This window comes from Vibrio sp. V03_P4A6T147, from assembly GCF_002241085.1.
Lineage (GTDB): Bacteria > Pseudomonadota > Gammaproteobacteria > Enterobacterales > Vibrionaceae > Vibrio > Vibrio anguillarum.
Genome location: NZ_NDIO01000382.1, coordinates 1 through 10,335, shown reverse-complemented (window position 1 = coordinate 10,335; position 10,335 = coordinate 1). Strand labels below are relative to the sequence as shown.

At 48.5% G+C, this 10,335-nt stretch carries 7 protein-coding genes; 2 read left to right on the top strand and 5 right to left on the bottom strand.

Translation table 11 applies throughout. The annotated features are described in order from the left end of the window. The first annotated feature begins 48 nt into the window (after positions 1-48). On the top strand, positions 49-3,084 hold the full coding sequence (locus B9J84_RS14530) for an FAD-binding and (Fe-S)-binding domain-containing protein (protein WP_179217575.1): 3,036 nt from the start codon (positions 49-51) through the stop codon (positions 3,082-3,084). A 50-nt stretch (positions 3,085-3,134) separates the two neighbouring features. Then, a complete protein-coding gene (locus B9J84_RS14525; RefSeq protein ID WP_013856601.1) occupies positions 3,135-3,626 on the top strand; it encodes an isoprenylcysteine carboxylmethyltransferase family protein in 492 nt (163 codons plus the stop codon). 141 nt (positions 3,627-3,767) lie between these two features. On the opposite strand, the gene B9J84_RS14520 is transcribed toward B9J84_RS14525, so the two are convergent. From B9J84_RS14520 to hutI, 5 genes are all read right to left on the bottom strand, one after another. Further along, positions 3,768-4,493, bottom strand: a complete 726-nt coding sequence (locus tag B9J84_RS14520; RefSeq protein ID WP_026027168.1) for a DUF3581 domain-containing protein — start codon at positions 4,491-4,493, stop codon at positions 3,768-3,770. 109 nt (positions 4,494-4,602) lie between these two features. Beyond that, positions 4,603-6,135 (bottom strand): histidine ammonia-lyase, encoded by a 1,533-nt coding sequence (hutH, locus tag B9J84_RS14515; protein ID WP_017048047.1) that lies wholly within the window; start codon positions 6,133-6,135, stop codon positions 4,603-4,605. A 12-nt stretch (positions 6,136-6,147) separates the two neighbouring features. Continuing rightward, positions 6,148-7,845 carry a urocanate hydratase gene (gene hutU, locus B9J84_RS14510; RefSeq protein ID WP_013856604.1) on the bottom strand — a complete coding sequence of 566 codons (1,698 nt, stop codon included), beginning with the start codon at positions 7,843-7,845 and terminating at the stop codon, positions 6,148-6,150. A 77-nt stretch (positions 7,846-7,922) separates the two neighbouring features. Further along, positions 7,923-8,936: a formimidoylglutamase gene (gene hutG / locus B9J84_RS14505; protein ID WP_094124437.1), complete on the bottom strand. Its 1,014-nt coding sequence runs from the start codon at positions 8,934-8,936 to the stop codon at positions 7,923-7,925. After that, complete coding sequence (gene hutI, locus B9J84_RS14500; protein ID WP_094124436.1) at positions 8,929-10,143, bottom strand: imidazolonepropionase; 1,215 nt, start codon at positions 10,141-10,143, stop codon at positions 8,929-8,931. Before hutI ends, hutG begins: the two co-directional genes overlap by 8 nt. Positions 10,144-10,335 lie beyond the last annotated feature (192 nt).

Sequence of the window (10,335 nt, the reverse complement as noted above, 5' to 3'; positions counted from 1 at the left end):
CCATTAACCCACAGCTGATTGGATCAGCGCAGTAGGGGCAGGAAGCAAATGTTACCAAGACTTCATCACCAAACGGACGTCGATCCCGTCGTTTTGAGCTTTTTACAACAACTCGAAAACGAGGGGTTTAGCGGCGATATCGAATCACAATACTCTAGCCGACTTGCTGTTGCGACTGATAACAGTGTCTATCAGCAATTGCCTCAAGCCGTTGTGCATCCCAAATCAACTCATGACGTAGCACTTATTGGTAAGATTAGCTCAAAACCAGAGTTTGAGAGAGTCACTTTTTCACCGCGCGGTGGTGGCACTGGTACCAATGGCCAGTCGTTAACCAAAGGTATTGTGGTTGATTTATCTCGTCACATGAACCAAGTGCTTGAAATTAATGCTGATGAAGGTTGGGTAAGAGTACAAGCTGGCGTGGTGAAAGACCAATTAAATGATGCGGTCAGACCATTAGGTTATTTTTTCTCACCGGATCTTTCGACCAGTAACCGAGCCACACTTGGTGGCATGATCAATACCGATGCGTCAGGGCAGGGCTCTTTAAAATATGGCAAAACGTCGGATCATGTCTTGTCTCTGCAAGCCGTTTTTGCCGATGGCTCGGTACTTGAATCGGATCTCTCATTAGGCTTGCCTGAAAGTGGTACTTTTGCTGCGAATGCTTTGCAAGTGACCGAAGCGGTATGCCGTGAAAAGCGCGAACAAATTGTGGCGAAATTTCCACCTCTTAACCGCTTTCTGACGGGCTACGATCTTAAAAATGCGCTTGATGAAGAAGGTGATCACTTTAATCTCACTCGGGTACTTTGTGGCGCAGAAGGCTCTTTGGTCTTCATCACAGAAGCAACCTTGAATCTGACGCCTATCCCCCAAGCTCGTACCTTAGTCAATGTGAAGTACAACAGCTTTGATTCGGCATTGCGTAATGCCCCTTTAATGGTAGCGGCCAATGCGTTATCGGTTGAAACCGTCGATTCCAAAGTATTAAATTTAGCTAAGCAAGATATTGTTTGGCATAGCGTCAGCGAGTTATTAGCGGATGTTCCGGGCAAAGAGATGCAAGGCATCAACATGGTCGAATACGCAGGCCAAAGCGAGCAAGAGGTCGCCGCGCAGGTCGCTTCATTGACGCAGCGTCTTGATCAGATGCTTGAGCAAGAACAAGCGGGCATCATTGGCTATCAAGTGTGCAGTGATTTGGCGAGCATTAACCTGATTTACAACATGCGCAAAAAAGCGGTGGGGTTATTAGGGGCGGCCAAAGGGAAGGCTAAACCCGTTGCTTTTGCTGAAGATACTTGTGTTCCTCCTCAACACTTGGCTGATTTTATTAGCGAATTCCGTACCTTGCTGGATGACAAACAGCTCAGTTATGGCATGTTTGGCCACGTGGATGCCGGCGTGCTGCATGTGCGTCCTGCTTTGGATTTGTGTGACCCACAGCAAGAGCTTCTGATGCATGAAGTGTCTGATGAGGTAGTCAAGCTGGTGGCAAAATATGGCGGTTTAATGTGGGGCGAACATGGCAAAGGTTATCGCTCCGAATATGGCCCCGCGTTTTTTGGTGAGGAGCTATTTACTGAATTACGACGCGTTAAAGCAGCCTTTGACCCGCACAATAAAATGAACCCCGGCAAAATATGTACGCCACTTGAGACCAATTTTGAATTGGTCAAAGTCACGGACACCAAACGCGGCTATTTTGATCGTCAAATCGATGTGAAGGTCCGTGACAGTTTCAAACAGGCGATGGAGTGTAATGGTAACGGTTTATGCTTTAACTATGACACCAGTTCGCCGATGTGTCCGTCGATGAAAGTCACGGCGGATCGTCGTCACTCACCGAAAGGCCGTGCCGGTTTGGTGCGTGAATGGTTACGCCAACTTACCGAGCAGGGTGTGGATATTCTCGACCTAGAGAAACAAGTGTTGGAGTCAAACCCAACCATCAAAACCATGATTGATCGCGTGCGTAACTCTTTCAATAAATCGCGCGAGTACGATTTTTCACATGAAGTGTATGAAGCGATGAACGGCTGCTTGGCGTGTAAAGCGTGTGCCAGCCAATGTCCAATCAAAGTGGATGTGCCGAGTTTTCGCTCTCGTTTTTTAAATATCTACTACTCACGTTATCAGCGTCCGGCTAAGGATTATCTCGTCGCGAATATTGAAACGCTTTTACCGGTCATGGCAAAGGCTCCGCAAGTGGTGAACGGGGTGTTGGCTCAGAAATGGGTACAAAGCCTCACCGCTTCAACCGTTGGTTACGTTGATGCGCCCTTGCTTTCGGTACCGACGTTGGCAAAGCGTGTCGCAGGCCAAGTGGTGAAATTCGATATGCAGCGCCTCGCTGGGCTGTCACAGCAAGATCGCGCTGAACATGTGATTATCGTTCAAGACCCATTCACCAGTTATTACGATGCTGAGGTGGTTGAAGATTTCGTGCAATTGCTGATCAAATTAGGCAAAAATCCGATACTGTTGCCATTCAAACCCAATGGTAAAGCGCAGCATATCAAAGGATTTTTAAAGCAATTCACCACCACTGCGAAAAACACCGCTGCGTTTTTGTCGCAGGTAGCGGATCTCAATATTCCAATGGTCGGTGTCGATCCAGCGTTAGTGCTTTGCTACCGTGATGAGTATAACGAAATTCTTGGCGATAAGCGTGGTGAGTTTGATGTGTTGACCGTTCATGAGTGGCTGTTGCCACGTTTGTCGGAGTTTAACCATCACCAAAACCACAGTGACGCGCCTTGGTATCTGTTTGCTCATTGCACGGAAAAGACCAAACTACCGAATGCAGAAAAAGAGTGGGGCGCGATATTTAGCCATTTTGGTTCCCAGTTAAAAACGGTGCCAGTTGGTTGTTGTGGCATGGCTGGAACCTTTGGCCACGAACAGGATAAGCTGGAGATGTCGAAAGATATTTATGGTTTAAGCTGGAAGCCAAGTTTAGAAAAACTGCCCAAAGAGCGTTGCTTGATCACAGGGTATTCCTGCCGCAGTCAAGTGAAACGATTTGAACAGGTAAAACCAAAGCATCCGTTACAAGCTTTATTGGCATTGTTGTAAACCCTAAGCCCAGACCTTGCTGGGCTTTTTACTATACTGTCGATATTGGTTTGGAGCGAAGCACAGTCAGGTGGAGCAGCATGGAAAAATTTGAACTGAAAATACCCCCAGTGGCGATATTTATTGTGGCGCTACTGTTGATGCATCGTATCTCATACAGTTTTGAGTTTGCAAGCCTCGCTTTACCTCTGCCTCGAGTAGTCTTTGCGATTTGCTTTGTTTTATCTGGCATCGTTGGTTTACTGGGGATTTACGAATTTCGTCGCAAGAAAACTACGGTCAATCCAACCAAACCAGAAACGACATCGTGTATTGTGGATAGCGGTATCTACCGTTATTCGCGTAATCCGATGTATCTGGGGCTCTTTTTCCTGTTGTTTGGCGTGGCTTATTGGCAACACAATGGGTTGAGCCTCGTGGTCGCATTTTTATTTGTGTGGTTTATGAATCGTTTTCAGATTTATCCAGAAGAGCGAGTGCTGGAAGCGCGTTTTGGCGAAGAGTATGTCGATTACAAGCAGCGTGTCAGGCGCTGGATATAGTTGAATGTCGTAAGGCATCCGAAATCAAAAGCCCCGCAAGAATAGCGGGGCTGCAATCTATACAACGAACATGGTTCTATACAACAAATATGGTTCTAGATAATGGGCAAAAGAGCCCAAGCCATAGTGAAAAGAATACGGTTAGGCTGCTTTTGAAAATTGAGCTAAAAACATCTCTTTACGTTCATTGAAGCGATTAACTAAGTCATCGACTGCTTCTTGGTCATAAGGTTTCAGGCCACTGGCTACCATGCGCTTTACCCCTTTCCCTACGATTTGACCGTTTTCTTTAAAGGCAAAGTTAAGCGTGACAATGCCACGTTTACCGTCAACATCAAACGTCGCACCAGAAAACTCAACTTCAGGTGAAGTGAGGTCTAAACGTTCAAATTCCACTTCCATGCTTTCATAGATGACTAATGGGCGCTGGCAGTTAATCATCATCTGCGCTTCTTCCATCAATGGCACCATGATGTGCGGGAAGTTCATACCAGAAAACTGCACATAGTTCGTCACAACGTGTTCGATAAATGCGGTGTTGTGGCTTACTTGGCCTTCACGGCTCATGTGTAGATACTCTTTGCCGGCAGTATCGACAAGAGCGCTCTCTTTCATACACTTATTTTCAATGTGCAGTGCAATGCCATCGCTGACCATGCCTGAAAAATCAAAACGCATCTTTTGGCTAATGCCTTCTTTTTGCAGCAATACTGCAAAGAGCAAATCGCCCGGAACACAGAAACGCTTGCTGTCTTCGTCGTGGATTGGGTTGAAATCTCCCGCCACTTTTTTAGCAAAGTGACTCGCTTGTTGGCGAGTGAACTGGAATTTTTGATCTTGATGAGAGAAATAAGATGTAAGAGACATAATGTACGCTGTATAGCCAAAACTGACGCGATTATAAGTCAACTCCACTCGATGAATGGTCCAATCAGTAAAAAGAGCCTCACAGAGAGCGAGGCTCAATAGCGTAACATTATAAGCTAGGGAGAAGATTTTCCGGCATGAGCGAGTTATGTACCGCCAGCTCTAGCAAGGTATTAGCTTGTTCAATATCTGGCGAGAAGTAGCGATCCTTATCGTAAAACGAAACTTTTTTACGCAGGATTTGTTTTGCTTCTTCGACTAATGCGGAGGATTTATTGGGCGCTCTGAAATCGAGCCCCTGCGCGGCAGAAAGATACTCGACCGCTAAAATACCACGCGTGTTTTCGCTCATATCACGCAGACGACGACCAGCAAACGTTGCCATCGACACGTGATCTTCTTGGTTGGCTGAAGTGGGTAAGCTGTCTACCGAAGCCGGATGGGCGAGCGTTTTATTTTCACTGGCTAGCGCTGCCGCCGTCACTTGCGCAATCATAAAGCCAGAGTTAACGCCACCGTTGTCCACTAAAAATGGCGGAAGCTTGCTGAGCGCGCTGTCAATCAAGAGTGCCATGCGTCGTTCTGACAAACTGCCGATTTCGGCAATTGCTAGCGCCAAGTTATCCGCAGCCATCGCGACGGGCTCTGCATGGAAATTTCCGCCAGAGATGATGTCGCCATCGTCTGCAAACACCAGAGGGTTGTCGGAAACGGCATTGGCTTCCACTTCTAGCGTTTCAGCCGAATTGCGAATTTGCTGTAAGCACGCGCCCATCACTTGTGGTTGGCAACGCAGTGAATACGGATCTTGCACTTTTTCACATGCGGTGTGGGATTCACCAATTTCGCTGCGGCTGTCAAGTACATGGCGATAAGCGCTGGCGGCATCCATTTGCGCGCGATGGCCGCGAACGCGATGAATGCGCGGATCAAACGGGCGGCGACTGCCCAGCGCCGCTTCGACCGACATTGAACCACATACAATGGCGGAGGCAAATAAGTCTTCTGCGGCAAATAACCCCTCTAGGGCAAATGCGGTAGAGGCTTGTGTGCCATTGAGTAGCGCGAGCCCCTCTTTTGGCGCTAAAGTAATAGGAGTTAGCCCTGCGATTTTCAACGCGTCCAGTCCAGAGATAATTTCGCCGTTGTGGCGAGCTTGCCCTTCGCCGAGCAGCACCGTACTCATGTGTGCTAAAGGCGCTAAATCACCCGATGCGCCAACCGATCCCTTTTGCGGAACACAGGGGTAGACTTGGTGATTAACTAACGCCATCAAGGCGTTGATCACCTCAAGTCGAATACCGGAATACCCACGGGAAAGGCTATTGATTTTGAGTACCATCATCAAGCGAACGGTTTCATCCGCCATGAATTTACCAATGCCCGCAGCGTGTGAAAGCACGATGCTACGCTGCAAGGTTTCTAAATCTTCAGGGGCAATTTTAGTATTGGCAAGTAGGCCAAACCCCGTGTTGATACCATAAACAGTACGATTTTCGGCAATCACTTGCTCAACGACTTGTGTGCTTGCTTCAATACCCGCTATCGCGCTGGAGTCGAGTGATACGGTGACCGGCTTTCGGCTTACTTGACGCAGTGCTTTTAAGCTCAATTGGCCCGGTTTAATAACAAGATTTAACATGTTTTTTTGTCCTTACTTCAGTTGCGCGAGTTCATGGTTGAGCATTGGCAGGTCGAGCTTTTGTTCTTTAGCACAGCGTTTCGCAATGTCATAACCTGCATCAGCATGGCGCATGACACCTGTGGCTGGGTCGTTATGTAAAACACGTGCAATACGTTGTGCTGCGTCATCTGAACCATCGCAGCAGATCACCATGCCAGAGTGCTGAGAAAAGCCCATACCTACGCCACCGCCGTGGTGGAGTGACACCCAAGTTGCGCCACCGGCTGTATTGAGCAGTGCGTTGAGCAGCGGCCAATCGGAAACAGCGTCTGAGCCATCTAGCATACCTTCAGTTTCACGGTTTGGGCTTGCTACCGAGCCGGAATCTAAATGGTCGCGACCAATCACGACTGGCGCTTTTAACTCGCCACTTTTCACCATCGCGTTAAATGCTTGGCCTAAACGTTCGCGATCTTTCAAACCCACCCAACAGATGCGAGCTGGTAGGCCTTGGAATTGAATGCGTTCGCGCGCCATGTCTAGCCAGTTATGTAGATGAGGGTTATCAGGGATTAACTCTTTCACTTTTTGATCGGTTTTATAAATGTCTTCGGGATCGCCAGACAGGGCGACCCAGCGAAAAGGTCCAATCCCCTCACAAAACAGTGGGCGAATGTAGGCTGGTACGAATCCTGGGAAGTCAAAAGCGTTTGCCACTCCTTCTTCGAGAGCCATTTGGCGGATATTGTTGCCGTAGTCGAGTGTGGCAGCGCCGCGTTTTTGCAGCGTTAACATCGCTTGAACTTGGACGGCCATCGATGCTTTGGCCGCCTTGACCACTTGGCTTTCATCTTGAGTGCGCATTTGAGCGGCGTGTTCCATGCTCCAATTTAAGGGTAAATAACCATTGAGTGGGTCATGGGCCGAGGTTTGGTCTGTCACCACATCGGGGGTGATATTACGCTCAACTAGCTGTGGAAAAATATCGGCGGCATTACCTAGCAAACCGACAGAAATCGGTGTCTCCGAGCTATCGATCATCGCCAAGGCTTCATCTAAACTGGTGGCTTTTTTATCGACATAACCAGTGCGTAAGCGGTAGTCGATGCGCGATTCATCACACTCGACCGCAATCATGGAAAACCCAGCCATGGTTGCCGCTAATGGCTGAGCGCCGCCCATGCCACCTAAGCCGCCAGTCAACACCCAGCGGCCTTTTGCGCTACCAGCAAAATGCTGTTTAGCGATGGCGACGAAGGTTTCGTAAGTACCTTGTACAATGCCTTGTGAGCCGATGTAGATCCATGAGCCAGCCGTCATTTGACCGTACATCATCAAACCTTGCTTATCGAGCTCATTAAAGTGCTCCCAGTTGGCCCAATGTGGTACAAGGTTTGAGTTGGCAATTAGCACACGTGGTGCATTTTTGTGCGTCGGGAAAACACCGACAGGTTTGCCTGATTGAACCAAGAGCGTTTGATCCTCTTCAAGGCGTTCAAGCACTTCAACAATTTTATCAAAGCACGGCCAATTTCGGGCCGCGCGGCCAATGCCACCATACACCACAAGTGCATGTGGGTGCTCTGCAACGTCTGGGTCAAGATTGTTCATGAGCATGCGCAGTGGCGCTTCGGTTAACCACGATTTGGCTCGAAGTGTTGTACCGTGAGGGGCGCGAATGGTGCGCGTGGTATCAAGACGTTGCTCTTGAGTATGGGGTTGCGTCATGTTGAGACTCCTTGTGTTTCACAATGTGGCGCTATTGTTGTTATGGTGCCAGTATCGGGTTTAGTGAGGTGTAGCGATTAATCGTCGGTCATGGCATTGGCGATATCCCAACACAGCCTTGCCGCGAGACGAGCAGTTTGATTGTCTTGGTCAAATTGCGGGTTGTATTCGGCAATGTCGGCAATTAACAGCTTATTTTTGTGGTAGAAAATTTTGTCAAAATAAGGGGCAAGCGCTTCATAACTTACGCCACGTGCTGCTGGGGCGCTGACTCCCGGCGCCGTTGCAGCTGGAAAGACATCTAAGTCAATCGTTAAATAGAGATAGTCACACTGGTCAATGAAGTGCTGCAGTTCACGCAGATGATCAATCGGGCTCAGTGCTGAAAACTGATTATCTTGCATATACCAAACGCCCAGTTCATCGGCTCGTTGAAACAGTGCCGCCGTATTACTTGCTCGGCTCACACCTAAGCAAGCGTAATGAAATGGCCATTGATTTTGCTTGCACCATTGATGAATTTGATTAAAGGGAGTGCCCGAGCTAGGTCGCACCGAAGCGATCTCTGACTCAAAAGCACGCAAATCGAAATGTGCGTCAAAATTGATGATCCCAATTCGTGGTTGGCTGATGGCATGTTGACTCAGATATTGCGCTGCGCCTTGAAACGTGGCCCAAGCGACTTCATGCCCGCCACCCAGTACGATAACGGGCGTTTGTTTAAGCGTATGGGCAATCACATCAGCGCACTGTTGCTGAGCCAGCTCAAGTTCATCATCAATACAGCGAATATTGCCCAGGTCAAAAAAGCGAGAGTGCTTATGCCAAGCCATGTTGGCCAACGCTTGGCGAATGGCATCGGGGGCCTGTTTTGCGCCAATGCGCCCTTTGTTGCGGGCCACCCCCGCATCGCATTCAAAACCGATAATGGCAATGGCTTTCTCATCTTGGTTTTGTTGAATGGGTAGCGTATTGACGGTGCAACGTTGAGTTTGATGGTGAACGCGTGTACCTAACTCGCCATCTTCGGCATCGTGACGGCCTTGCCATTCGAAGCTGTGCTGAGTGTTGCTAAGGGTAGGGTTATTCATAGGTCAATGCTCCGTCAACTACGCGTGCATGCAAACGCGGTACGCCTACTTGATAACTTAAATCGGCTGGGTGGCTAATATTCCAAATGGCGAGATCGGCATCGTAGCCAGTGGCAATTTTGCCGCGAGAATCAGCAAAACCTAACGCTTGCGCAGCATGTTGAGTCACACCTCGTAAGGCTTCTTGGGGGGTTAAGCCAAACAGTGTGCACGCCATATTCATAATAAGAGTGAGGTCAGCAAACGGCGATGTACCGGGGTTGAAATCACTTGCGATGGCCATTGGAATATGATGCTGACGCAGTAAATCAATCGGTGGGCGTTGGGTTTCACGTAAGAAATAAAAAGCACCGGGCAGCAAGGTTGCCACGGTATTGGAACGGGCGAGTGCAAACACACCTTGCTCATCTAAATATTCGATATGATCGGCAGACAAACCTTGGTAATGGGCGGTTAAAGCGCTTCCCCCTAGGTTTGATAATTGCTCGGTATGACCTTTCACTTGCAGCCCATGCGCAATTGCGGCTTGGAACACTTTTTCTGTTTGTGCCAGCGTAAAACCAATCGATTCACAAAACACATCGACGCTCGACGCGAGTTTTTGTTCGGCCACCAGAGGGATGATTTCCTGACAAATATGCTCAACATAATCGTCTGATCGGTGTTGATATTCTGGTGGAATGGCGTGAGCGGCGAGCAGTGTTGTGACGACTTTAATGCGGCGATGATCCTCAAGGTGCTTAGCCGCTTTGAGCATTTTTATCTCATCATGGAGCGTTAAACCGTAGCCCGATTTGATCTCAACGGATGTGACACCGGAACGCAGCAACCCCTCTAACCTTGGTAGTGCCAACTCAACCAATTGGTCAATGGATGCGGTGCGGGTGGCGTGGACGGTTGATAAAATACCGCCGCCTTGCTTGGCGATCGCTGGGTAGGGAACACCTTGCAAGCGCATTTCAAACTCATTGGCGCGGTTACCGGCATAGATAAGGTGAGTATGGCAATCTATCAACCCCGGAGTGATAAGCTTGCCTTGGCAATCTATGACTTTGTGTTCTGGCGCGGCGGCGATGGGAATGTGGCTATCAAGGCAGGCGTCAATTTTGCCCGCTTTTATCACCACAGTTTTAGGAGAGCTAGGCTGATAGCCAAGCTCTCCTTGTTCCATGCTGACGATACGCGCGTTGGTCAGTATTAGATCCATCTTTATTGTCACCGTTATCGCTTAGTGCGCTGCTGATTTAAATGTATATACAAACAAATAAGACAAAAGCGCAGGCGGTGCAAGATGAATGTTGCAAAAGTGTGACCGAATGTTGAAATGTTTAGCGTTAATCGAGCATCACTTTAGAGGTTAATTTGTATTTAGAGCCCGGGTGATAAAGCAGTGCAGAGC

Excerpts from the sequence above, each read along its gene's own strand:
- hutG (WP_094124437.1), bottom strand. The coding sequence starts at position 8,936 with ATGAATAACCCTACCCTTAGCAACACTCAGCACAGCTTCGAATGGCAA.
- hutH (WP_017048047.1), bottom strand. The coding sequence starts at position 6,135 with ATGTTAAATCTTGTTATTAAACCGGGCCAATTGAGCTTAAAAGCACTG.
- hutI (WP_094124436.1), bottom strand. The coding sequence starts at position 10,143 with ATGGATCTAATACTGACCAACGCGCGTATCGTCAGCATGGAACAAGGA.
- B9J84_RS14530 (WP_179217575.1), top strand. The coding sequence starts at position 49 with ATGTTACCAAGACTTCATCACCAAACGGACGTCGATCCCGTCGTTTTG.
- hutU (WP_013856604.1), bottom strand. The coding sequence starts at position 7,845 with ATGACGCAACCCCATACTCAAGAGCAACGTCTTGATACCACGCGCACC.
- B9J84_RS14520 (WP_026027168.1), bottom strand. The coding sequence starts at position 4,493 with ATGTCTCTTACATCTTATTTCTCTCATCAAGATCAAAAATTCCAGTTC.